General features: G+C 59.2%; 23 protein-coding genes. 11 read left to right on the top strand and 12 right to left on the bottom strand.

The window, feature by feature from the left end:
- Positions 1–139 precede the first annotated feature (139 nt).
- Positions 140–748, top strand: a complete 609-nt coding sequence (locus A6U86_RS30540) for a J domain-containing protein (RefSeq protein ID WP_068399549.1) — start codon at positions 140–142, stop codon at positions 746–748.
- A gap of 69 nt (positions 749–817) precedes the next feature.
- On the opposite strand, the gene A6U86_RS30535 is transcribed toward A6U86_RS30540, so the two are convergent.
- The 6 genes from A6U86_RS30535 to A6U86_RS30510 form a co-directional block, all read right to left on the bottom strand.
- Positions 818–2,023 (bottom strand): aminotransferase class V-fold PLP-dependent enzyme, encoded by a 1,206-nt coding sequence (locus A6U86_RS30535; protein WP_068399546.1) that lies wholly within the window; start codon positions 2,021–2,023, stop codon positions 818–820.
- Between the two features lie 19 nt (positions 2,024–2,042).
- On the bottom strand, positions 2,043–2,504 hold the full coding sequence (locus tag A6U86_RS30530; protein WP_068399543.1) for a RidA family protein: 462 nt from the start codon (positions 2,502–2,504) through the stop codon (positions 2,043–2,045).
- A 19-nt stretch (positions 2,505–2,523) separates the two neighbouring features.
- Positions 2,524–3,309 carry an amino acid ABC transporter ATP-binding protein gene (locus tag A6U86_RS30525; protein WP_068399540.1) on the bottom strand — a complete coding sequence of 262 codons (786 nt, stop codon included), beginning with the start codon at positions 3,307–3,309 and terminating at the stop codon, positions 2,524–2,526.
- A gap of 4 nt (positions 3,310–3,313) precedes the next feature.
- Positions 3,314–3,961 (bottom strand): amino acid ABC transporter permease, encoded by a 648-nt coding sequence (locus A6U86_RS30520; RefSeq protein WP_068399536.1) that lies wholly within the window; start codon positions 3,959–3,961, stop codon positions 3,314–3,316.
- Positions 3,962–4,627, bottom strand: coding sequence for an amino acid ABC transporter permease (locus A6U86_RS30515; protein WP_068399533.1), 666 nt, complete (start codon positions 4,625–4,627; stop codon positions 3,962–3,964).
- A gap of 78 nt (positions 4,628–4,705) precedes the next feature.
- On the bottom strand, positions 4,706–5,587 hold the full coding sequence (locus A6U86_RS30510) for a transporter substrate-binding domain-containing protein (protein ID WP_068399531.1): 882 nt from the start codon (positions 5,585–5,587) through the stop codon (positions 4,706–4,708).
- Positions 5,588–5,729: 142 nt separating this feature from the next.
- Here A6U86_RS30510 and A6U86_RS30505 point away from each other — a divergent pair, with 142 nt between their 5' ends.
- Entirely contained in the window at positions 5,730–6,515 is a 786-nt protein-coding gene (locus tag A6U86_RS30505) for an IclR family transcriptional regulator (RefSeq protein ID WP_068399528.1), read from the top strand.
- A gap of 219 nt (positions 6,516–6,734) precedes the next feature.
- Here the strand turns inward: A6U86_RS30505 and A6U86_RS30500 are convergent, their stop codons facing one another.
- Positions 6,735–7,823 (bottom strand): Gfo/Idh/MocA family protein, encoded by a 1,089-nt coding sequence (locus A6U86_RS30500; protein ID WP_068399525.1) that lies wholly within the window; start codon positions 7,821–7,823, stop codon positions 6,735–6,737.
- A gap of 201 nt (positions 7,824–8,024) precedes the next feature.
- Here A6U86_RS30500 and A6U86_RS30495 point away from each other — a divergent pair, with 201 nt between their 5' ends.
- The 8 genes from A6U86_RS30495 (at position 8,025) to A6U86_RS30460 (ending at position 16,293) form a co-directional block, all read left to right on the top strand.
- Positions 8,025–9,302 carry an ABC transporter substrate-binding protein gene (locus A6U86_RS30495; protein ID WP_068399521.1) on the top strand — a complete coding sequence of 426 codons (1,278 nt, stop codon included), beginning with the start codon at positions 8,025–8,027 and terminating at the stop codon, positions 9,300–9,302.
- Between the two features lie 75 nt (positions 9,303–9,377).
- On the top strand, positions 9,378–10,250 hold the full coding sequence (locus tag A6U86_RS30490; protein WP_068399518.1) for a sugar phosphate isomerase/epimerase: 873 nt from the start codon (positions 9,378–9,380) through the stop codon (positions 10,248–10,250).
- A gap of 50 nt (positions 10,251–10,300) precedes the next feature.
- Positions 10,301–11,095, top strand: coding sequence for a 6-phosphogluconolactonase (locus A6U86_RS30485; protein ID WP_068399718.1), 795 nt, complete (start codon positions 10,301–10,303; stop codon positions 11,093–11,095).
- Positions 11,092–12,078, top strand: a complete 987-nt coding sequence (locus A6U86_RS30480; RefSeq protein WP_068399516.1) for an ROK family protein — start codon at positions 11,092–11,094, stop codon at positions 12,076–12,078. The genes A6U86_RS30485 and A6U86_RS30480 overlap by 4 nt, the downstream gene beginning before the upstream one ends.
- Entirely contained in the window at positions 12,075–12,974 is a 900-nt protein-coding gene (locus A6U86_RS30475; RefSeq protein WP_234906317.1) for a carbohydrate ABC transporter permease, read from the top strand. The genes A6U86_RS30480 and A6U86_RS30475 overlap by 4 nt, the downstream gene beginning before the upstream one ends.
- A gap of 8 nt (positions 12,975–12,982) precedes the next feature.
- Positions 12,983–13,804, top strand: coding sequence for a carbohydrate ABC transporter permease (locus A6U86_RS30470; RefSeq protein WP_068399715.1), 822 nt, complete (start codon positions 12,983–12,985; stop codon positions 13,802–13,804).
- A gap of 30 nt (positions 13,805–13,834) precedes the next feature.
- Positions 13,835–14,968, top strand: coding sequence for an ABC transporter ATP-binding protein (locus A6U86_RS30465; protein WP_068399510.1), 1,134 nt, complete (start codon positions 13,835–13,837; stop codon positions 14,966–14,968).
- Positions 14,969–14,979: 11 nt separating this feature from the next.
- Positions 14,980–16,293, top strand: coding sequence for an ROK family transcriptional regulator (locus A6U86_RS30460; RefSeq protein ID WP_083197038.1), 1,314 nt, complete (start codon positions 14,980–14,982; stop codon positions 16,291–16,293).
- A gap of 50 nt (positions 16,294–16,343) precedes the next feature.
- Here A6U86_RS30460 and A6U86_RS30455 read toward each other — a convergent pair whose 3' ends face one another.
- From A6U86_RS30455 to A6U86_RS30435, 5 genes are all read right to left on the bottom strand, one after another.
- Positions 16,344–16,976: a phosphoribosyltransferase family protein gene (locus tag A6U86_RS30455; protein ID WP_068399507.1), complete on the bottom strand. Its 633-nt coding sequence runs from the start codon at positions 16,974–16,976 to the stop codon at positions 16,344–16,346.
- On the bottom strand, positions 16,966–17,646 hold the full coding sequence (locus A6U86_RS30450) for an energy-coupling factor transporter transmembrane protein EcfT (protein WP_068399504.1): 681 nt from the start codon (positions 17,644–17,646) through the stop codon (positions 16,966–16,968). The genes A6U86_RS30455 and A6U86_RS30450 overlap by 11 nt, the downstream gene beginning before the upstream one ends.
- Positions 17,643–19,166, bottom strand: a complete 1,524-nt coding sequence (locus tag A6U86_RS30445) for an ABC transporter ATP-binding protein (RefSeq protein WP_068399709.1) — start codon at positions 19,164–19,166, stop codon at positions 17,643–17,645. The genes A6U86_RS30450 and A6U86_RS30445 overlap by 4 nt, the downstream gene beginning before the upstream one ends.
- A gap of 19 nt (positions 19,167–19,185) precedes the next feature.
- Positions 19,186–19,758 (bottom strand): aminotriazole resistance protein, encoded by a 573-nt coding sequence (locus tag A6U86_RS30440; protein ID WP_068399501.1) that lies wholly within the window; start codon positions 19,756–19,758, stop codon positions 19,186–19,188.
- A 354-nt stretch (positions 19,759–20,112) separates the two neighbouring features.
- Positions 20,113–20,862: a phosphoribosyltransferase family protein gene (locus tag A6U86_RS30435; protein ID WP_234906315.1), complete on the bottom strand. Its 750-nt coding sequence runs from the start codon at positions 20,860–20,862 to the stop codon at positions 20,113–20,115.
- Between the two features lie 95 nt (positions 20,863–20,957).
- On the opposite strand from A6U86_RS30435, the gene A6U86_RS30430 reads away from it, so the two are divergent.
- Complete coding sequence (locus A6U86_RS30430) at positions 20,958–21,902, top strand: LysR family transcriptional regulator (protein WP_068399498.1); 945 nt, start codon at positions 20,958–20,960, stop codon at positions 21,900–21,902.
- Positions 21,903–21,928: the final 26 nt, after the last annotated feature.

Below are 21,928 nucleotides of genomic sequence, written 5' to 3'. Positions count from 1 at the left end.
TTCCGCTCTCCTGATTTTGGCCAAGCGGCAGTCCGCCACATTGGTTACGCCTCAATAAACCAATGGATTGCTCAGAATCCGTGGACAGACACTACGCTATTTCTTGCCGAAACGAAGCATGGCGGCCATATAGGGCACCATGACGCTTGATTCGAAGATATTCGTTGGCCTCCGGTCGACTCGCAAGAAGCCCGCTGCGCAAAGTGAACCCACTGGTCCCAAATGCCAATGGGACGGTTGCGACAAGCATGGTGCGCACCGCGCCCCGGTCGGGCGGGATGCGGAAGGCCTTTACCTGCTCTTCTGTCTTGAGCACGTGAAGGAGTATAACAAGGGATACAATTTCTCCACCGACCTCTCCGACAAGGACGTTGCCCGCTATCAGAGGGAAGCGGCTGCCGGTGGCCGCCAGACCTGGGGGACCAGCGTCAATCAGGCTTCAGAGACTCCGCTCCCCGGCAATGTCCGTTCCGGTTCTGCCAAAGCATTGAATGCCCGCAAGACCGCGGCGCAACGCCAGGCGCAAAAAGCCGATCTGCAAATGCGCAAACTCAAAGTGCTGGAAGCCAAGGCATTTGAGACGCTGGGGCTCTCCCCCGACGCAACGCCGGAGGAAATCAGAAGCCGCTACAAGGAACGGCTCAAGATGCACCATCCGGACGCCAACCAAGGCGACCGCACGTCCGAAGATCAACTTCGGGCGTCGATCGAGGCGCATAAGATCCTTAAACTCAACGGATTTTGCTGACCGGATTTTGCTTGTTGCCTTTCCGTAACTCCGGACGGAAAGTCGCTTTGCACCTTACCTGCAATTGCTCTAGTCGGGCCACCTCAGCGCGCTCGCCGTGGATTTCACCGGTCGTGCCATGGCGCCCTCGGGACGTTCTTTCTGGTTCAGCAGCTTGGCAATCTGTTCCGCGACTATGTGCTCCTCACCCGGATGCAGGTTACAAGGATCGAGGAAGAAATGCCCGCGCTCGACCTCATGGTTGCGCACGATGATCGGAGGTGTACCTGCGGCCAGAGCTATTGCGAGGCCATTGGCGGAATAGCCGCTTTCCGGCAGCACCTTGATCTCGATCCGGTCGAGCGGATTATTCGTGGGATCGGGCACGATCCTGACCGCGAGACCCTTGAGGGTCGATAGTGAAGTGAGCCACAGATCAAGCGCAGACTGTTCGCGAGCACGAATGCCGTCGTGGTCACGCACCGCCCAGGCTTCGAGCGCGGCCATGACACCGGCGACGCTTTCCTTGCCAACCTTCATGCCGCGCCCGATACCGCGGTTCTGCAGATAGCCTGCCCGAACGAGATCCTTGCGCCCGGCGACGATACCGCTCGTCGGGCCTCCGAGGAACTTGTGTCCGCTATAGACCACCAGATCCGCGCCTTCCTCCAGAAAGCGGCGCAGATCGTATTCCGAAGCCGCATCGACGATGACAGGCACGCCTTTGGCGTGGCAGATCTCGACAAACTCGGGCAGAGAAAGCATGCCGTATTGCACGGTGTGATGGGCAACGACGTAGAGGCCGGCAGCCGTCTTCTCGTTAATCGCGTCGGCCACGTGATAGGCCTGCGCAACGCTCACCGTGCCCGCCAGAATAGCCTTGGCGCCGCATTGCCGGATCGACTGGTCGATGACGCCTCCGTAATTGACGACATGGCCGAGCTGGACGATCACCTCGTTTTTCAGGCGCTCCGTATCGTCAGGCAGGCGCTCGATTGCCAGGAGACCGGTGCCGGTCATCGTTGCTGCCACGGACATGGCGATGCCGCTTGCCGCCGATGCCGTGACGAAACCCGCTTCCCCGCCGGTCAATTTGGCTATGACAGCGCTCGCCTTGCGCTGGAGATCGTCCATTTCGACGAATTGCGGCGCGATTTCGGCCATTGCCTGGATGGCCTCGGGTACGATGATGGAGGCTCCAAGGGTCGTCATCGTTCCGGATACGTTGATGATCGGGCGCAGACCCAGTCTCTCGCGGATGGGCAGGTTGGAAAGCTGATGCGGTGTCGACGGCATGGCTGGAGACCTTTGCAAGTTAAGCATTCAACTCAAAGATGGCTTCGATTTCTACACTGATATTGTTTGGCAACGAGCCGACGCCAATCGCCGAGCGCGCATGATGGCCGGCATCGCCGAATATGCTGACGAAAAGATCCGAACAGCCGTTGATGACGGCGGGATGGTCGGTAAAATCACTGGCGGCGTTGACGAAGCCCAACAGCTTTACAATCTGCCTGACATTGTTCAGGCCGTTGGCCGCACCCGCCACCACGGAGAGCAGATTGAGGCCGGTGAGCCTTGCGTGCTGATACGCCTCTTCGACGCTGACGTCGGTTCCGACTTTACCCGTGTGCAATCGGCCGTCGGCTTCACGAGGCCCCTGCCCCGACAAGAAGACCAACGATCCGACCCTGACGAAATTTCGAAAATTGGCGATCGGCGACGGCGGCGGCAAAATCTCCAGGCCAAGCGATTGCAGGCGGTCGGTGAATGTCATTGATCTGTGTTCCTGATCGTCAATGGATATGCGATGCGGCGCTGAAGCGGGACAGAAAAGCCCGCAACCGCTCATTGTCTTCGACTTGCCGCATCAGTTCGGCAGGCGAACCCTGTGCGGATACCATCCCGTCGGCCATGAAGATGATGCGGTGGCTGGCATCGCGCGCGAACGCGATTTCATGTGTCACCATCAGCATGGTCATACCCTCGGCCGCCAACTGCTTGACGACGTCGAGCACTTCGTTGACGAGTTCGGGATCAAGGGCGGAGGTGATTTCGTCCAGCAGAAGGATTTTGGGCTCCATGGCCACGGCGCGTGCGATCCCGACGCGCTGCTGCTGCCCACCCGATAGTTCCGAGGGCAGGCTGTCAACCTTCTGAGAAAGCCCGACGCGCCCTAGCCAGTGCAGGGCGATCTCCCTTGCTTCCTTGAGGGGCTTGCGACGCACGCGGCGCAGGCCGAGCATGACGTTTTCTGCGGCCGTCAAATGCGGGAACAGATTGAAGCTCTGAAACACCATGCCGGTTTCCGCGCGCATCCGGGCAAGATCGACCTCGCTGCGCTTACGCCGTTCAGCGCCTTCACGGTAACCGACCTCACGACCGTCAATCCTGATCGAGCCGCCATTATAGACCTCGAGAAAATTGACGCAGCGCAACAACGTTGTTTTGCCGCTGCCCGAGGGGCCGATGATGGTGACGACTTCACCCTTGGCAACATGCAGATCGACCGATTTCAGCACCAGATTGGATGCAAAGGATTTGGCCAGCTTTTGTATTTCGAGAAGATGGGGTTCTGCCATGATCTTAATCCCGGATATAGGAGTAGCGGCGCTCCAGCATGCGGCTGAGGCTGGAGAGGCTGTAATTGATGGCGAAGTACATCAGCGCGCCTAGAATATAGAGCGGCATCGGCTCATAGGTCCGCCCGATGACCTGATTGATTGCCTGCATGAGGTCGACGACGCCCAGCAGCGAGACGAGCGCGCTGCCCTTTATGGCGTCCGTAACACCGTTGATCCACGGCGGCAGAAAGCGGCGCAGCGCCTGCGGAAAGATGACATAACGCAGCCGGTCGCGGAATATCAGGCCGATCGATATGCCGGCTTCCATCTGCCCGCGCGGAATGGAAACTACCGCGCCACGGAAATATTCGACCACCTGCGCCGTCTTGAAAAGTGAAAGCGCGACGATTGCCGCCCAGAATGCGCTCAGATCGAGCCCGAGTTGCGGAAACACATAGTAGACGAAGAAGATCAGAACGAGGATGGGGATCCCGCGGATGCAATCGCTGAAAAGCCGGACCAGGATAGCGATGGGCCGTGGTCCGTAGACCAGGCCTGCCCCCAGAACAACACCCAGGACGAGTGATACACAGATGACAATCGCCGATACCAGCAGGGTTATGTATAGACCATGCAGCAGAAAGGGGATGGCGTAGATAACTTGCTGCATCTAGCGCTCCACTCGAAAATAACGTTCCATCTGGCGCAGCCCAAACAGGATCACATAACCGGTGACGAGGTAGAGGACGGTTGTAATCAGATAGACTTCGATGATCCGAAATGTGCTGAAATTGATCCACTGCGCGCCATATGTAAGCTCTGGAACGGCAATAACCGAGGCGACAGAGGTATCCTTGAACAGGGAAATGAAGGTGTTCGACAATGCCGGCAAGGTGATGCGCGTCATCGTTGGCAGTCGCACATGGAGCAGTCGTTGCCACGGCGTCAGGCCGATTGCCTTCCCCGCATCGATCTGTCCGCGCGGTACGGCCTCCAGACCGGAGCGAAATACCTCCACGAGATAGGCACCGGCATAGAGCGACAGGGTAAGAATGAATGAGACTGTCGGACTATAGGCGATGTCGACTGCCGTTGGCAGGCCATAGAATACGAGATAGACGAGCAGTATCAGCGGAACGTTTCGGACGAACTCCACATAGGCAGCAATCAGCGCTCGAACCGCACGGCCTGCGGAGACATAGCAGATCGCAAGGATCAGGCCGATCAGCGCACCAATAGCGATCGAAATGATCGCCAGCTCGACACTCAAGAGCAGACCATTCGACAGTTTGTCGAAGTGGCGCCAGATCAGGTTGAAATTGAGGTGATACCCCATTCAGCGACGCATCCTTTGACGATTCTAGTGAGGAGAAGGCAGGACGCCGCGACGACGAGCGACGCCCTGCAACAATCGTCAGATCGTGGGGAAACCCGGCTTGCGAACCGGCGGCTCCAGCCCGAAGAAATCCTTGAAGCCGGCGTCGTAAAGTTCGTTCTCATGGCCGAACATGGCGATCGTGAAGCATGAATCGACAAACTGCAGCCAGTCGAGATCGCCCTGTTTCAGCGCCGCGCCGTAAAGCATGGCGTTCCAGGTCTTGCCGGCGTCGAAATAACGGTTCGGATCGCGCGACACCAGCCACCGGACTGTGGAAAGATCGACTGCGGCAGCATCGACGCGCTTTGCTTCCAGGGCCTGCAGCACATTGGCCTGTGTGTCGATCTGCATGACCTGCGCATCCGGGAGAACCTTATGGACACCGGATTCCGCGTCGACATTCTGGAGAATGGAGACGCGCGTCGCACTGCCGCCGGCCAGAAGTTTGTCGAAGGTCTTGTTGTCTGCATCAGGCCGGGTGAGAAGCGCCACGCCTTCGACGTAGTAGGGCCGCGAGAAGTTTACGAGCTGCGCGCGCTGCGATGACATCGTCATGAACTGGATCGAGATGTCGACCTTCCCAGTCACGACATTCGGCACACGCTGGGCAGCATCCTGCTTGACGAATTCAACCTTGGTCGCGTCATCGAACAGGCCCTTGGCGAGAATGCGGCCCATAGTGATATCCATGCCGACCAGTTCGCCGGCGTCATTTTCAAAGTGCCACGGCGCATTGGTGCTGCCGGTACCGACGATCAGATGACCGCGGTCGATGATCGTACGGAGCAGGCTGTCGCTGGCCGATTGTGCCGCGGCCTGCTTGCCGCTGACTGCGACCATGCTGGCAGCGGCGCCCGCGATTGCGATGCTGCCCATGCCCAATTTCAAGAAATCTCTGCGCTGCGAATTATCGCTCATGGCGACCTCCGATTTTTGCTAAAGTTCCCAAAGAGCTTTGCGCTCCTATTATTTTTGTCTGGTATATGGGACAATAGTCCCGTATTTAGGACGATATAACGAAGGCCAGTGATTGGCAACTGCGAAAGAAGAGCTGTGCGTAATGAATCTGAATCTTGATCAAGGGCTGGCCCAACCTGGTGACCAGAATGGCCGAGAGCGCGGCATCGACCGCATACTGAAGCTGTTTGCCTTCCTCGACGCGCATGGACATCCGGTTCGCGTGGCCGAATTGCCCAAGGCGCTCGGCGCACCGCGCTCGACGATCTACGAATTGGTGAGGGTGTTGACGGAATCCGGGATGCTCGAGGTCAGCGGCGATGACAACAAGGTCTTCTTCGGCAAGCTGATGTATCTCTACGGCACTAACTATATACGCGAGAACGATCTGGTGCGCCGTGGCACGGCGGAAGTCGATCGGTTGTCGCGCGCGACAGGCGAAACAGGTGAACTTTGCGTGCTCTACCGAAACAGGCAGGCGATTGTTCACACCCATGCCGGCTCTCGCCCGATGGGCATCAGCTCTGAAGTGGGAGCGCAAATTCCCATTCCGTGGACTGCATCCGGCCGGCTGCTTCTTGCTCACCTCACAGACGCGGAGATCAAGCAGCTGATCACTCTGGAAGATCTTATCCTTCCAGACGGACGCACGGTCGCGATCGACGACTTCATCGCCGATTGCCGAAACTCCGGCGGCCGGAAAATCGTTGTCACCACGGGTCTGATCAACAGCTTCAGTCAGTGCCTCGCGGCACCAATTGTCGGTGTTCGGGGAGTTGTCGAAGCGACAATATGCCTGGTGATCCCGATCGACATCGGAGCAGAAAGACGTATTGAGCTCGAGGAGCAATTGGCCAAGGCCGGGCAGCGTCTATCGGTCAGCGGCTAGCCAATATACCACATTGCCCTCGAATACAGCGAGTGTGATTTCGAGTACGGGGCACCGAGCACCGGAGGCTGACATCAATATCCCCTTCATAGATTGAATCACTATGAAGGGGGATGTGACCAACTATCAAGACCGATAGCAATGCATCCTATGCCAGAGGCAGGTGCCGACTAGATACGTTAGAAGCAAACCACCTTTCAGGAGCAGTTATATGGGCGCCTACTCCGCAAGCGTCGACTTGGCCACTGCAAGGATTTTCGAGAAGAGCTCGATGTCCTCTCTGGAGTCTGACGGCGGCGTACGGTTTGGTGCACCGTTTGCGATCGAGGCATGGAAGGCCTCGAGTTCGATCTGGAATGCGTCCTTGTGGAATGGCCCAAGAGTGCGCACGAGATTGCTGTCGGCGGTGCTTTCCTGCACTTCCAGTGTCATCGGCAGATTGCGCAGATACGGCGTGTTGTAGCGGAAATTCAGGCGCTTGTTCTTCGAGAACACTTCGATACCGGCATCGAAGCGCGCGATATCGTCGATGAGGCATTCGTAGATAGCGGTGAAACTGCCATAGTCGAACATGGCCGTCAGCTGTTCGCCATTCTGCGACAACTGCGCGCCGAGGACCCGCTTGGGCGAGCCGCCCAGGAGATCGCGCATGGCCGACAATGAGTGCGAGCAAAGCCCGGTCATGACTTCATAACCACGCCTGACGATCGCCGGCGCATCGGCGCCGCACATGGCGTCCATCATCGCCTTGCGAAGCGCCCGGCTTTCATCGATCAGCGCGGCTGGAATATCGCCGCTCGGCGTGACGACCTTGTCGGTCTGATTGAAGAACCATGGTCCTTCGCAGATCACGTCGCGGACGCGGACATAGGAAATCGGCCCAAAGCTCGCCAACTCCTGCTTGGCCGCCATGAAGGCCGGTGCGAAGCGGCGCATGTAACCAACCATGACGACACGATCGGATGCCACTTCGGCGGCGACGAGCGTTTCCAGATCAGCCGCCGTCAGGCAGGCCGGCTTTTCAATGAACACATGCTTGCCGGCAGCGATCGCCGCCCTTGCCTGCTCGCCGTGGTGCTGATCGGGGCTGAGGATCAGCACGGCGTCGATCTCAGAATCGGCAAACAGCGCCGCCGCCGTGTCATAGCGCTTGGCGATTTTCCAATGATCGGCCACCCGCGCCAGCACCGACGGCGAAACATCGTGGACGGCGGTAAGCTCGAACTGTTCCTGCAGCTTGTGAAGCGTCGGAATGTGCATCAGTTGCGCCACTTCCCCAAGCCCAACTAGGCCAACCCTCAATCGCATGTTCCGCTCCTATGCTGCGCTTTAAGCCGCGAATTAAATTCAGACTGCGCATTTAATTATCGAAAGCGTGAGGCTTCCTCAAGCGCAAAATGGAATGAATATTCGATCTTTTTCTCCAAAACGTCGGAATATTCCATTTACAGGCGCAAGCTTCTCGGTATTATGATCCATAATCTGGATTTAATAAAAGGGGAGTACGTCATGACCATCAGCAAGGTATTCGCATTCGGAATTGCAGCGCTCGGCTTCACCGCCGCCTATCCCGCCCTCTCGCAGGCCGCGACCATCAACATCTTCTGCTCGTCCTCCGGCATTGAACTGCAATTGTGCAAGGAAGGCACCGAAGCCTGGGCCAAGGAAAGCGGCAACGAGGTGAAGATCACCACGATGCCGGCAAACTGGGATGATGTGCTGTCGCTCTATCAGCAGCTGCTTTCAGCCCAATCGACCGATGTCGACGTGATGATCCTCGACGGCGTCTGGGTCGGCCCGCTGAAGAGCCACCTGCTTGATCTGAAGGACGCCCTGCCCGCCGGCAGCGTCGACAAATATTTCCCCTCGGCGGTCGCTGCCGGCACCGTCAATGGCAAATTCATTGCAATGCCTTGGTATATGGATACCGGCCTGCTCTTCTATCGCAAGGATCTGCTCGACAAATATGGCGCCAAAGTTCCGGAAACCTGGGCTGACATGACGACGACGGCGCAGCTTGTGCAGGATGGCGAACGCAAGGCCGGCAACGATAAGATGTGGGGCTATGTCTGGCAGGGCCGCGCCTATGAAGGCCTCGTCTGCAACGCCACCGAATGGTTCGCCAGCAGCGGCGCCGGCACCTTCATCGATGCGGACGGCAAGATCACCATCGGCTCGCCGGCAGCCAAGGAAATATTGAAGACTGCCGCCGGTTGGGCCGGAACCATCTCGCCCCAGGGGGTCCTCAACTACGACGAAGAAGGCTCGCGCGGCGTTTTCCAGAACGGCGATGCGGTCTTCATGCGCAATTGGGCCTATGCATGGTCGCTTGCCAATGGCACCGACAGCGCCATCAAGGACAAGGTTGGCGTGGCGCCGCTGCCGAAGGGCGCGAATGGCCAGCATGTCGGCATCGACGGCGCCGCCTATCTCGGCGTCTCGAAATACTCGACCCATCCGAAGGAGGCAGCCGCGCTGATCGCCTATCTCGCCGGGGAGAAGGAAGAAAAGCGTCGGGCATTGGCCGGCTCCTACATTCCGAGCATCTCGTCGCTGTTTTCCGACGCCGATGTGCTGAAGGCCATTCCGTTCCTGACGACCGCCAAGGCTGCGTTTGAGAATGTCGTAACCCGGCCGACCAGCGTGACCGGCAGCGATTACCCCCGCGTCTCGACGGAAATTTCCAACAGCCTCCACACGGCTCTCGCGGACCCTTCGGCGAGCGATGCGGCCATCGACGACCTGGCATCCAAGCTTGATGCGCTGAAGTCGCGCGGCGGCTGGTAATATTTCCCAACAATCACGGTCCGCGCCTGTGAAATGCGGCGCGGACCGCCCATTCCAAATTCTAGGTGACAGATAATGACGATCAAAGTGGCGACAGCGCCGGACTCCTGGGGCGTCTGGTATCCGAAAGACGAAAAGCAGGTCGGTTGGGAGCGCTATCTCGACGAAGTGCAGAAGGCTGGCTACGGCTGGACCGAACTCGGCCCGTGGGGCTATCTGCCGACCGATCCGGAAACCCTGCTTTCCGAACTTGGCCGCCGCGACATCAGGCTCTGCGGCACCGGCGTCGTCCATCCGCTCTCGCTTGCCGATTCCGCCGAAACGCTTGCTGCTCGCGTCGGGCCGATCTGCGCGCTCTTAAAGGCGGCGGGCGCCGAGTGGTTCGTGCTGATGGACGAATCCGAATCCTATGCCGCGCCTGGCGATCGCCTGCTCGACGATAGGGCCTGGGCCAAGATGATTGCCATCGTCAGCGCCACCGCGAAGCGCGTTGTCGAACAATACGGCATGCGGTTCGTCTTTCACCCGCATATCGGCACTTGCATCGAGACAGAAGCGGAAATCGAGCGGCTTCTGGCCGATACAAGGCCGGAGCATGTCGGGCTTTGCTTCGATCTCGGCCATCACATCTATACCGGCGCCGATCCGCTTGCCTTCATGGAGCGTCACGCCGACCGCATTCCGTACTATCACTTCAAGAACATGGATGGTGCGCTCCGCAAGCGCATCACCGATGAGAACATTCCCTTCATGGACGCCTTCCAGATGGGCGTCATGTGCGAGCTCGACAAAGGCGTCATCGATTTCGCCGAGGTGGTGAAATTCCTTGAGGCCAGGAACTATGAGGGTTTCGCCGTGGTCGAGCAGGACATGTATCCCTGCCCGCCGGAAAAGCCTTACCCGATCGCCAAGCACAATCGCGACTATCTGAAGACGCTCGGCCTTTAAGGCCAGGCAGCATGGCCGCCGGCCTTACTCGATCCGACCGGAGAATGAACTTGCCCGCCCATTCCGCAGAAATCCTGAACACACCGGCCGAGATCGGCGACGTGCTTGCCACCGACATTTTAGCCGGGATCACGGCCGCACGCGCCGACGGCAAGCAGTTTCTGCTGGGCTGCCCAAGCGGCCGGTCTCCGAAGCCAATCTATGATGCGATGGCCGACAAGGCCGCAGCCGGCAATCTCGATCTATCCAATCTCGTTCTGGTCATGATGGACGAATATCTTGGCGGCGGCGATGACGGTCTCGGCCTTTGCCCACCGGACGCCCATAATAGCTGCCGCCGCTTTGCCGAACACGATATCCGCCAGCGGCTCAACGCCAGGATCGACGCTGCCCATCAGGTTCCAAAGGAGCATGTCTGGTTTCCGGATGCCAAGGATGCGAGCGCCTATGATGCCCGCATCAAGGCGGCCGGCGGTGTCAACCTCTTCATTCTCGCCTCCGGCGCAACGGATGGCCACGTCGCCTTCAATCCGCCCGGCAGCCCGGCCGATGGGCCAAGCTGTATCGTCAAGCTCGCCGAGGAGACGCGCCGCGACAATCTCGGCACCTTCCCCGATTTCCCCTCGCTCGATGCCGTGCCGCGTCACGGCCTGACCGTCGGTCTCGGCACCATCGCCAATCTATCGAAGGCCGTAGCCATGGTCATTCACGGCACCCACAAGCAGAATGCCGCCAAGCGCCTGATGGAAAGCGATGGTTTCGATCCGCAATGGCCGGCCACCATCATCCATCACTGCAAACGGGTGCGGATTCTGCTCGATACCGCAGCAGCGGGGACAGCATGACAGCCGCTGGTTTCGAGGAAGCCAGAGTTTCCGCTCCCCAAGATAGAGGCTATCGCATCGGTATCGATCTCGGTGGCACCAAGATTGCTGCCGGTCTGGTCGATATCGAAACGGGCGCAGTGAAGCATTTTCGACGCAGGCCAACCCCCGTTGCCGAGGGTCCGGCCGCCATCATCCGCGATGTCGCCGATATCGCTGCCGATATCATCATGCTGGCGAACGCCGAGGGCAGAATACCCGCATCGGTCGGCATCGCCGTACCGGAGCTCGTGGATCTCGAAGGCCGCGTCTGCAGCGACTGGAATTTCTCGATCGAGACGATCCGCACCGAGATTGAAGCGCTACTCGGCATTCCAGCGATGGTCGATAGCGACGTGCGCGCGGCCGCTCATGCCGAAGCCCGCTTCGGCGCCGGTATCCCGCATCGCAGTTTCATCTATGTGTCGCTCGGCACCGGCATGAGCTACTCCCTCGTCATCAATGGACAGCCATGGGCGGGCGCCAATGGTTTCGCCATCCATTTCGCCAGCTCGTCGCTGGCGCTTCCGAAAGACGATGATACCGGCCTGACGGTGGCAAACGCCGAGGATTTTGCTTCCGGCAAGGGCATGCAGCTTTCCTTTGCCCGCCGCAGCGGACGCTCGCTTGACGACGGCGTTCGCACGCTGGAGACACTGAGCACCGAAGGCGATCCTTTAAGCATGCGCGTCATCGACGAGGCTGCGGAGGTGACCGGCCGGCTGGTCGCGCAGATGGTCAATATGATCGACCCCGAGGCTATCATTCTCGGCGGCGGTCTTGGCTGTTCAACGGGCCGCTATCGCGAGAAACTGGAACAACATATGCGCGACAATATCTGGGCGAAGCGCTGCCGGTCGATCCCGCTCCTTCTTGGCGCCCTCGGTGAAGGCGCCGGCGTCGTAGGCGCCGCGCTTGCAACCCCGTCAGGCAATTTCCGGCAAACAACCAGGGTTACGGCATGATGGCGCAGACGGCATCTCATTCCAGCTGGGCCAAGCGGATCGAACCGTGGCTGCTGCTTGCCCCGATGCTGATCGTGCTGGCAACGGTCACCGCATGGCCCCTTGCCCGCACGGCATATCTCTCCTTCATGCATGCCTCGCTCGACGCCGACGATCTGCCGCGATTCATCGGCCTCGGCAATTATCTGGCGCTGATGAAGGATGCAAACTGGTGGCATGCGGTGCGCAACACCGCTTTCTTCGCGGCAACGTCGGTGACACTCGAAACATTGGCTGGCGTCGGTATCGCCCTTCTGATCGACAGCCAGATCAAGGGGCGCGGCGCATTGCGGGCGGTCATGCTAATCCCCTGGGCGATCCCGACGGTGGTCTCCGCGCAGATGTGGCAATGGATGCTGCATGACCAGTATGGCGTCGTCAACGCGCTCCTGATCAAGCTTGGCTTCATCAACCATGGTATCGCATGGACCGCCGGAACCGGCACGGCCATGGCGGCGATCATTGCAGTCGATGTCTGGCAGACGACGCCCTTCATGGTGCTACTGATCCTTGCCGGCCTGCAGATCATTCCACGCGATCTCTACGAGGCCGCCAAGGTCGATGGCGCTCCCGGCTGGGCACAGTTTTTCTATATTACCCTGCCGCTGCTCTGGCCGACCCTTGCCGTCGCGATCTTGTTTCGCCTGCTGGATGCGGTGCGCATGTTCGACCTTGCCTACGTGCTCAGCTCCAAAAGCCGCGAAACCGCGACCATCTCGATCTACGCCCGCCAGCAGCTCGTCGACTTCCAGGATGTCGGTTATGGCTCGGCGGTGGCAATGTTGGTCTTCCTGATGATCTCCCTGGTCGCAGCGGTTTATATCCAGCTGACCAAGATCCGATTGATAAGCGAGTGAGGATGCCGATGAAACGCCTTGCCAAAACCATCGCGCTGACCCTCCTCAAGATCGTCGTCGTGTTCTATACGGTCTTCCCGTTCTACTGGGCGATCGTCTCGTCGTTCAAATCGGGTTCAGCCTTGTTCTCGGTCGACTTCTTCCCGGCGATCGACCTCACCAATTACCGCGACCTGCTGACCAACGGCAATTTCCTGCGCAACATCCTGAACTCCGCAATCGTCGCGGTGTCGGTCGTGACGCTGTCGCTGATCTTTGCGATCACCTCGGCCTATGCGCTCGGAAAGCTGAAGTTCCGCGGCCGCGGCGTCGTGCTTGCAGGGATACTCGGCGCCTCGATGTTTCCGCAGATCGTCGTGCTCTCGGGCCTGTTCGGAACGATCCGCTGGCTCGGGCTCTACAACAGCCTCGGCAGCCTCGTTCTCTCCTACATGATCTTCAGCCTGCCCTTCACCGTCTGGGTGATGACCAGCTTCATCCGTCAGATTCCGGCCGAACTGGAGGACGCCGCCCGGATGGACGGCTGCTCGACCTGGGCAATGATCTGGCAGATCTATTTCCCGCTGCTGGCACCGGCGCTGGCAAGCACCGGCCTGCTCGCCTTCATCGCCTCGTGGAATGAGTTCCTCTTTGCCCTCACCTTCACACTCAGCGATACGGTCCGCACTGTTCCTGTCGGCCTGGCGCTGATTTCCGGATCAAGCCGCTTCGAACTCCCCTTCGGCACGATCATGGCGGCGTCCGTCATCGTGACGGTACCCCTGATCCTGCTGGTGCTGATCTTCCAGCGCCGCATCGTCTCCGGCCTGACGGCGGGAGCCGTAAAATGATGCGCATTACTACCAAGGAAAGAAACATCGATGGCTAATCTGTCTCTCACCAATGTGCGCAAGGCGTTCGGCGCCCTGACAGTGCTGCATGGCATCGACCTTGCGATTGAAGACGGCGAGCTGGTCGTTTTTGTCGGCCCTTCCGGTTGCGGCAAGTCCACCCTGCTTCGAGCAATCGCCGGACTGGAGGAGATTAGCGGCGGCGATATCCGCATCGGCGGCCAGTTGGTCAACCACGTCGCCCCGGCGGAACGACAGATCGCCATGGTATTCCAATCCTATGCGCTCTATCCGCATATGGATGTCTACAAGAACATGGCCTTCGGCCTGAAATTCGCAAAAATCCCCAAGGATGAGATCGATCGGCGCGTCCGCAAGGCAGCATCGATCCTGAAGCTCGACGCGGTTCTCGACCGCAAGCCCGGCGCCCTTTCAGGCGGCCAGCGCCAGCGCGTCGCCATCGGCCGCGCCATTGTCCGGCAACCGAAAGTCTTTTTGTTCGATGAGCCGCTGTCGAACCTCGACGCAGCGCTCAGGGTCAATACCCGCATCGAGATCGCCAAGCTGCATCGCGAACTCGGCGCGACGATGATCTATGTGACGCACGATCAGGTCGAGGCGATGACATTGGCCGACAAGATCGTGGTGCTCAACAGCGGCCGTATCGAACAGGTGGGAACGCCGCTGGATCTCTACCACGCACCGGCAAACCTGTTCGTTGCTGGCTTCATCGGCTCCCCGGCGATGAACTTGATCGAAGCGCGGGTCGCATCCCTTGAGGATGGCAATCTGCAGCTTTCGATCGGTGACCAAAATATTGTGCTCCCCTACGCGGGGCCTGCTATCCCGTCCGGTACAAAGGTCACCGTCGGGATTCGACCCGAGCACTGGATCCCCGGCGACGGTCCCTCGGTGAAGATCGAAGGCATGGTTGACCTCGTTGAACATCTGGGCGAAACCAGCATCGTCTATCTCAGACTTGCCGATGGGCAGATGATCACCGTGCGCTATCCCGGCGATATTTTCTGTGTGGCCGGCGATCGGTTTGTGGCCGACGCACCGGCGGCTGCGGTGCATCTTTTCAACGAGGCTGGACAGGCTATGCTCGGGCGTCGCTCAAGCCCGGCCTATGGCATCCTCGGCCAGGAATTTCGGGCACGCTGATTGGAAATGGAATGACCGATACGCCAAGGAAAGGGTCAGGAGCGGCCAAGTTGACCAAGCTTGCCGGTGGACGGCAAAGGCTGCCTGACATCACCGGCACCAATCTCGAGCATACACGCATTTTCAACCGGCGCCTCATCTTCGAGGCGCTGCATCAGTCCGGCCCGCTCAGCCGGATCGACATCGCCAAGCGGGTTGGGCTGACGCCGCAGACCGTCTCCGGCATCACGAGGGAACTGCTCGACCAGCAGTTCATCATCGAGACCGGGCGCTCGCAAGGCCAGCGCGGGCAACCGCAAATCTATCTCGGCCCCAACCCGATTGCCGGCTTCTCCATCGGTATCCATCTCGATCGCAATCGCGTCGTCATGGTCGTCTGCAATCTGCTGCTTGAAGTCATCGGCCGCAAAATCTGGGCCGGCGACACCCGCGATCCCGATTCGACATTGAAACACATTGCCCGCCTTACCGATGATCTGATCGCCGAGGCAGCCGTGCCGCGCGACAAGATCTGGAGCATCGGCCTGGTGCTACCGACGCTGGATGAAGACATTTACGACTTTGCCACCAAGCAGCCTGGATGGGACGCCTGGGCCAACGTTCCGGTCGCCCAGCGCCTGAAAGACCTTTGCGGTCTGACGGTGCTCGTAGAGAACGACGCGACAGCGGCGGCGATTGGCGAGCACTTCGCTCGCAGCGACAGGGACAAACGCAATTTCGCCCATCTCTATATAGGTTATGGCGTCGGCGCCGGCGTGATCATCGACGGCATGCCCTTGAAAGGTGTCTGGGGCAATGCCGGTGAATTGGGGCTGCTGCCCTTTCAGCCAAAGCGAATGCGCGACAATGGCGAACCGCCGATCATCGATTCCGTCTTGTCGCTAAGCGGTATTGCGGCAGCGCTTGAATGGAGCATCGAGGAAGCCGATGCGGCCGTCGCCAACCTATCGATCCTTGCCGATCTTCACAGCCAGCGCGACCCTCGGCTTTCCAGCTGGATGGAAGAGGCGGGGCTTTGCCTACGCTTCCTCACCGCCATACTCGAAAGCACGACGGACCCCGAATTCATCACGGTTGGCGGATCGCTGCCGCCCTCGATCATCACGGCCCTGGTCGAGCGCGCCTATCCGCTGCATCGCTCGCTGAGCGAGCGCAAGGATAGGCTCTGGCCCCGGCTCCTGGTCGGCCAGCTGACCGATGATGCACCGGTTATCGGTGCGGCCAGCCTGCCTATCTTCGTCACGACCAATCCGAATTTCCGCCACCTCTACATCCGCCAGCTCGGTGACGAGCAACGCCCGTTCGAGCAACAGACGAGAGGTTAGCGGGGTATCAATCGGATTTTCCTGGTGCCAACGCCTGAGGACCGGAGGCATCAGGTGCCGGGAATTGGCTCCCATGTGAGATCACTGGTCTTGGAAAATTGCGGGATATGGGCAAGGCCTTGAACGAGGTCACAGTCAGATCCCAGCGTCTCCCGCCAATCGCTAGCTTCCGTGAGGATGACGCCGATACCGACAACTTCGGCGCCGGCCTTGCGCACCAGCTCCAGCGAGCCCTTGAGGCTCGATCCGGAAGCGACCACGTCGTCGACGACCAGCACGCGCTTGCCCTTGAGAAGAGGGATCGCGGCGCGGTCCAGCAACAGACGCTGTTCGCCCTTGGAGGTGATGGAAGAGATGCGCTGCTCCAATGCATTCGCCAGATGGATTTTTGGCGACTTCTGCAGGACGACGTAGTTGTTGAGGCCGAGCGCGCGGGTGACCTCGATGGCAACGGGAATGCCGAGCGTCGCGGTGCCCACCACGATGTCGGGCTTGAGCGACGCGAATTTTGCAGCAAGCTTGACGCCAACGTGCTCGCCGAATTTCACACCGAGATCGATGACCATCATGAGCGAAATGGCAAAATCCGGCTTGATCGCCACAATCGGCAGATCGACGGCATAGCCGGAAACATCGACGCTCCAGTTCTGCCCCGTTCTTGGCTCCATGGTTTCAGAGGTCATTGGCTCTATCCTTCATGCTGAGGCGCTGCTCGACCATCAGGCCGACCTCTCGCCAGGTTGTTCGCTTGTGTTTCAGATCATACCCATAGAGGGTGAGGGAAAACGAAATTGCATGCGCCATGCGGATCGCCTGAACAAGCAGCGGAATGCCGCGCGCCAGCGCGAAGCGCATCTTCGTGGGCAGACTGACGTCGTCTATCTCCATCCCGCGGGAACGCTGGGCATCCGCGATACGCTCGAAATCATCCCGCAACATCGGGATAACACCGAAGGTCAGCGAGAGAACAAGTGTGGCGATGGGCGGCAGCCGCGCAGCACTTGACGCGGCCAATATCGCGCCCGGAGAACTCGTCTCCATGACGAAGTAGAAGGCTGCGGTCGTCGTGACCAGCCTTGCCGCCATCGCGATGGCGACAGACAGGGCTTGAGGCGTCGAAAGGCCCTGTAGCCACAGATTGATCATCCAACTCGCTATGACCATGCCGGTGAGCAGAGCGGCGCCCTTGAGGTAGCCGCGAAGACCGGGAACCTTCAGCACCCACAAAAGAAACAGGCAGACAAGCGCAAGGGGCAGGCCGAAGCGCCAATCCGGAGCAAACCAGGCAGCCAGCATGATGATGAAGGCAATTCCCAGCTTGATGAAAAAATTGAGCTCGTGAAGCCGCGTCATGCCATGCTCCACGCGGTCATATCATAGGGCGCTTGCCATCCGAGAGAGCGGAAGGTGTCGCTTTGCCATCCGTCTTCTGAGGTTCCCTCGAATGCGATCTTGCCATTGTCGAGGATCATCAGGCGCGTGGCCAGATCATCGACCAGTTCCAGATCGTGCGAGATCAACATGACCGCACGTCCCGAGGACTGCATTGACGAGATGAAGAGCTCCAGCATCTGCCGACCCTTGATGTCCCTGCTCAACAGCGGCTCGTCGATGATGGCGACAAGCGCGCCGGTTGCATCGGCGCAAGCCAGCCCCAACAACGCTTGCTGACGGGCTGACAGTGCAAAGGGATTGGCCTCGGCGAGGTCGGAGAGCCCGTAGCGCGCGAGCGCAGCCTTGGCACGTTCGATCACCGCCGGATCGTTCGAGGAAGCGCTCGAAGCCGTGATGGCAAAGATCACTTCGCCGAGCACGCTCATGTTGAACAGAATGTGGCGCATGTTTTGCGGGATATAGGCTATCTTGCGGGCTCGTGCGGCGACGGACCATTCATTCGCATTCGTGCCGTCGAAGAGGATCGAGCCGGAAGTGGCTTTCAGAAGCCCGAGGATCGATTTGAACAGCGTCGTCTTTCCGGCGCCGTTGCGGCCGATGAGCGCAAGCACCTCTCCGGCACGGACATCGAAATTTACATCCTTCAGCACCGGGTTTCCGCGAGACCGGGCAAGCTGGCTGGTCAGCCCCGAAACAGTCAACAGCGGCCGGCCAGTCTCGCTGGTCTGTCGTTCAGGCCGGGCACGCATCGGTGGCAAAATACCGGCTTCGACCCAGGCTGCATCCTGTGTCAGAACGGTCTTTGGCGGCATGCTGGGAGAAACATTGCCCCCATGCAGCAAAGCGATGCTGTCGATCACGGAATAGAGTGCCAGAGGGTCCTGCTCCGAGATCAACAGGGTCGAAACGCTGCCGGACACCTTCTGCAGGATATTGGAAAGCCGCATGCGGGCGGCGGGATCAAGCCCGGTCGTGGGCTCGTCCAGCACCAGGATTTTCGGGTTCGAAGCCAGCGCTGCGGCAATGGTGACCATTCTCCGTTCGCCACCCGAAAGCGTCAGCACGCGACGGCCCAGAAGTTCCTCGAGTTCGAATTCCGCAATGAGCTCGGCAAGCCGGTTGCGGATTGCGCTTCGCTCGACGCCCCTGTTCTCCAAGGGAAAGGCGATGACATCCTCGACGCAGATGTCCCAAAGCTGGTCTTCGCTATTTTGCGACACGAAACCGATCGTGCCGAACAGCTCTTTCTTGGTAAAAGAGAGGAGCGGACGGCCCGCGAGCTCCACGCGGCCGGAGAATTCGGCAGCGTGGATGAGACGCGGGATCAGGCCGGCGGCAACGCCGAGCAGCGTCGACTTGCCGCTGCCGGCTTCGCCACAGACGAGAAGGCGCTGCCCCTCGTCAAGCGTACAATTGGCTTCGGCAAGCACCGGTACAGGACCGCCGAAACCGATCGTCAGATTTGCAATATTGAGCACTTGTTGATCCAGATCGGGTTCAGAAACGCTTGAAGCCGGCCGGATGCGCACTCTTCAGAATTTTCATTGCCGGGATGATCAGAAGCGGCGTGCCGATGACCATCGGGACGATGTCGGACAGGCCGAGATAACCAAAACCCCACCAGAACGGGAAAATCCCGAGATAGGCAAGGCTCGCGGACACAGCCACCACCATCACCAGACCGACAACAAGGCAAGCCACGGCGATCTTGATCAGTGCCAGACGATCAAAGACAGTCCTGGCGGGATCGAAGAGGAGCCCCGGCACAAGGCCGGTCAGGCCGACCATGATGCCGTCGACGATGAGCGAATGCGCAGGGATGAACGTGCCGGCCAGAAGCGACCAGACGATGGTGCCGAGATAGCCGCAGATGAAGCCGCTGCGCCAGCCGAGCAGGATGCCGATCACCGGCGGCAGAAACGCGAAAATGCGCCACTGGATGACGCCGGGCACGAGCTGGATTGGATTGGCATAAGCCCACAGCACGCCCGTGGCGGCAGCCGCCACGATCGAAAGCACGATGGGAAAGAGAGTATTGCCGTCAGTCTGAGACGCGGTCGCTTGCTGCATGTTTCTTGCCCCTTTGAAAGTAATTTCCGGAAATTCCTGAAAGTCGGCTGGAACGGCTCTCCGTGATGAGTCGGACGCATATTTGGTCCCGAAGTGACATCCTGGGAATTCCTCCTCTTGAGATGCCCCAGCTTTCTCGGGTTTCTTCAGTCATGGGAAGCGATTGGCAATCCAAAGAACGCGCTTTCCAGGACGTAAGCGACTTATAGGAAATGCAAATCACGAAAACCATTCCAGATTGTATTTAAAGTGTGATTTAGTCGGTTGAATTTCAGCGGACCAATCCAATGCAAATATACCCAGATTGGTCCATGACCATGACGGGATGATGCAGGCAAAACGTCGGCGCCATGCTTACATTCCCGCCACGCTTTTTGCGGCTGCAGAGCGTGCCCGCCGGGCTTGCGGCAAACCCCTGACGCTCGAAACCTGTTCACCAATCCAGGCATTTTTCTCGGTCGCGCTATCCGGTGTGGCCACGCCGTCGATAATGTCGAACTGAGGAATATGACCCAGGCTGGTCACCAATCTGGCGTCATCGCCGAGCAGGTCTCGCCATGTGTGGCCCTCGGTCAGGATGGCGCCAGCGCCAACTATGTGTCCTCCGGCTCGCCGCACGAGCCTGATTGCCGCTGCCATGCTGGAACCGGTGGCAATGACATCATCGACAACGAGAACGCGCCTGCCCTGCAGCAGGGCGATCGAACGGCGATCGAGCAGAAGACGCTGAGGCACTGCAGTCGTGATGGAACGCACATCCTCCACCAGCGCGTCGGCAAGATGAAATTTCGGCGACTTCTGCAATACGACATATTTGTCGATGCCAAGGCGCCGTGAGACCTCGATGGCGACCGGAACGCCCAAGGTGGCGCTGCCTACCACTATGTCCGGCTGCGTCTGCGCAAAATGCTGAGCAAGCGCATCGCCGACAATGTCGCCAAACCGGATTCCCATGTCGATGACCATCAGCAATGCAATGGCTCGCCGATCATTGAGCTGGATAATTGGCAGATTGAAGTTTTCGCCGGCAATCTTGATCTGATAGGTTTGCGGGGTCTCCAGATACATGATCGCGGCCTTCGTGCCATCGGTGTTTGCATTCAAATTACTGTCTTAGTAGACACTAGGTCACACAATTTTTACAAACAGAAAAATTCGTCCGGTGCGTTTCCTTTTCTTCAACGAGGCATACCTCCCGAATGAGCAGGCTCCTGTTTTCCCGCTTCGCACATTACCTCGATGAGATCGCCAATCGCGGCTCGATCCGGAAAGCCGCGGAGAAGCTGAATGTGTCGGCCTCGGCCATCAATAAACAGCTTATCGGCGCCGAAGAGGAGTTCGGCGTTCCCCTGTTCGAGCGCCTGCCGCGCGGGATGCGGTTGACTTCGGCGGGCGAATTGCTCGTCAACGGCTACCGAGAATGGAACAAGGATCTGTCCCGGATCAAATCCGAGATCGAGGAATTGAAAGGACTTCGCCGCGGCGAGGTCAAAATCGCCGCCTCCCAGGAAACAGCACCCGACTTTCTGCCTGCGGTAATCGCGCGCTTCATGAAGGATCATCCCCGCATCCGAAATTCAGTCACGGTGGTCGAATCAGACCGCGTGCGCCAACTGGTCAGGGAGGGAGGGGCAGACTTCGGGCTGACATTCAGCCCCCTGCCCCTGCCCGGGGTCATCGTCACGCGCTCGACTGACTTCCAGCTCGTGGCGATCCTGCCGAGCGCCGCGGGTGCGGAGCAGCCGGATCGCATATCCATGGACGAATTCTTCAAGAGACCGACGATCGTTCCCGATGCCAGCAGTCACCTGCGCGATGTTGTCGATATCGCCGCGGCGCGTATCAACACCAGATTTCAGCCCGTCCTGACGACCAATAGCCTGGCGCTGATGCGTTCCATGGTGCGTGAAGGCTGCGGTTTCGGTGTAACGGCCATAGCCTCGGGCACGCCCCTCGAACACGAGGGTGGATTGCACTATGCCCGCATAGATGATGCCGGTCTGCCGCCAATGGTGCTTTCGCTGATCGTCGATCCGCGGCGCAGCTTTTCGATGACATCGATCATCGCCCGCAGATACTTTGAAGAATATCTTGATGAGATCGCATTTCACGCAGGAAAGCCATCCGAAATCTCACGCGAATAATTGAGTTTTACAGGAATAAAAGTGAG

Origin of the sequence: Rhizobium sp. AC27/96 (genome assembly GCF_001692325.1) — a bacterium.
Classification (GTDB): domain Bacteria; phylum Pseudomonadota; class Alphaproteobacteria; order Rhizobiales; family Rhizobiaceae; genus Rhizobium.
Note: the sequence above shows the minus strand (reverse complement) of the source record. Positions and strands in the feature narration are given on the sequence as shown.

Excerpts from the sequence above, each read along its gene's own strand:
- A6U86_RS30510 (WP_068399531.1), bottom strand. The coding sequence starts at position 5,587 with ATGAGCGATAATTCGCAGCGCAGAGATTTCTTGAAATTGGGCATGGGC.
- A6U86_RS30450 (WP_068399504.1), bottom strand. The coding sequence starts at position 17,646 with ATGACGCGGCTTCACGAGCTCAATTTTTTCATCAAGCTGGGAATTGCC.
- A6U86_RS30430 (WP_068399498.1), top strand. The coding sequence starts at position 20,958 with ATGAGCAGGCTCCTGTTTTCCCGCTTCGCACATTACCTCGATGAGATC.
- A6U86_RS30455 (WP_068399507.1), bottom strand. The coding sequence starts at position 16,976 with ATGACCTCTGAAACCATGGAGCCAAGAACGGGGCAGAACTGGAGCGTC.
- A6U86_RS30525 (WP_068399540.1), bottom strand. The coding sequence starts at position 3,309 with ATGGCAGAACCCCATCTTCTCGAAATACAAAAGCTGGCCAAATCCTTT.
- A6U86_RS30530 (WP_068399543.1), bottom strand. The coding sequence starts at position 2,504 with ATGACATTCACCGACCGCCTGCAATCGCTTGGCCTGGAGATTTTGCCG.
- A6U86_RS30535 (WP_068399546.1), bottom strand. The coding sequence starts at position 2,023 with ATGCCGTCGACACCGCATCAGCTTTCCAACCTGCCCATCCGCGAGAGA.
- A6U86_RS30475 (WP_234906317.1), top strand. The coding sequence starts at position 12,075 with ATGATGGCGCAGACGGCATCTCATTCCAGCTGGGCCAAGCGGATCGAA.
- A6U86_RS30490 (WP_068399518.1), top strand. The coding sequence starts at position 9,378 with ATGACGATCAAAGTGGCGACAGCGCCGGACTCCTGGGGCGTCTGGTAT.
- A6U86_RS30500 (WP_068399525.1), bottom strand. The coding sequence starts at position 7,823 with ATGCGATTGAGGGTTGGCCTAGTTGGGCTTGGGGAAGTGGCGCAACTG.
- A6U86_RS30480 (WP_068399516.1), top strand. The coding sequence starts at position 11,092 with ATGACAGCCGCTGGTTTCGAGGAAGCCAGAGTTTCCGCTCCCCAAGAT.
- A6U86_RS30540 (WP_068399549.1), top strand. The coding sequence starts at position 140 with ATGACGCTTGATTCGAAGATATTCGTTGGCCTCCGGTCGACTCGCAAG.
- A6U86_RS30515 (WP_068399533.1), bottom strand. The coding sequence starts at position 4,627 with ATGGGGTATCACCTCAATTTCAACCTGATCTGGCGCCACTTCGACAAA.
- A6U86_RS30460 (WP_083197038.1), top strand. The coding sequence starts at position 14,980 with ATGACCGATACGCCAAGGAAAGGGTCAGGAGCGGCCAAGTTGACCAAG.
- A6U86_RS30465 (WP_068399510.1), top strand. The coding sequence starts at position 13,835 with ATGGCTAATCTGTCTCTCACCAATGTGCGCAAGGCGTTCGGCGCCCTG.
- A6U86_RS30505 (WP_068399528.1), top strand. The coding sequence starts at position 5,730 with ATGAATCTGAATCTTGATCAAGGGCTGGCCCAACCTGGTGACCAGAAT.
- A6U86_RS30520 (WP_068399536.1), bottom strand. The coding sequence starts at position 3,961 with ATGCAGCAAGTTATCTACGCCATCCCCTTTCTGCTGCATGGTCTATAC.
- A6U86_RS30470 (WP_068399715.1), top strand. The coding sequence starts at position 12,983 with ATGAAACGCCTTGCCAAAACCATCGCGCTGACCCTCCTCAAGATCGTC.
- A6U86_RS30440 (WP_068399501.1), bottom strand. The coding sequence starts at position 19,758 with ATGCAGCAAGCGACCGCGTCTCAGACTGACGGCAATACTCTCTTTCCC.
- A6U86_RS30495 (WP_068399521.1), top strand. The coding sequence starts at position 8,025 with ATGACCATCAGCAAGGTATTCGCATTCGGAATTGCAGCGCTCGGCTTC.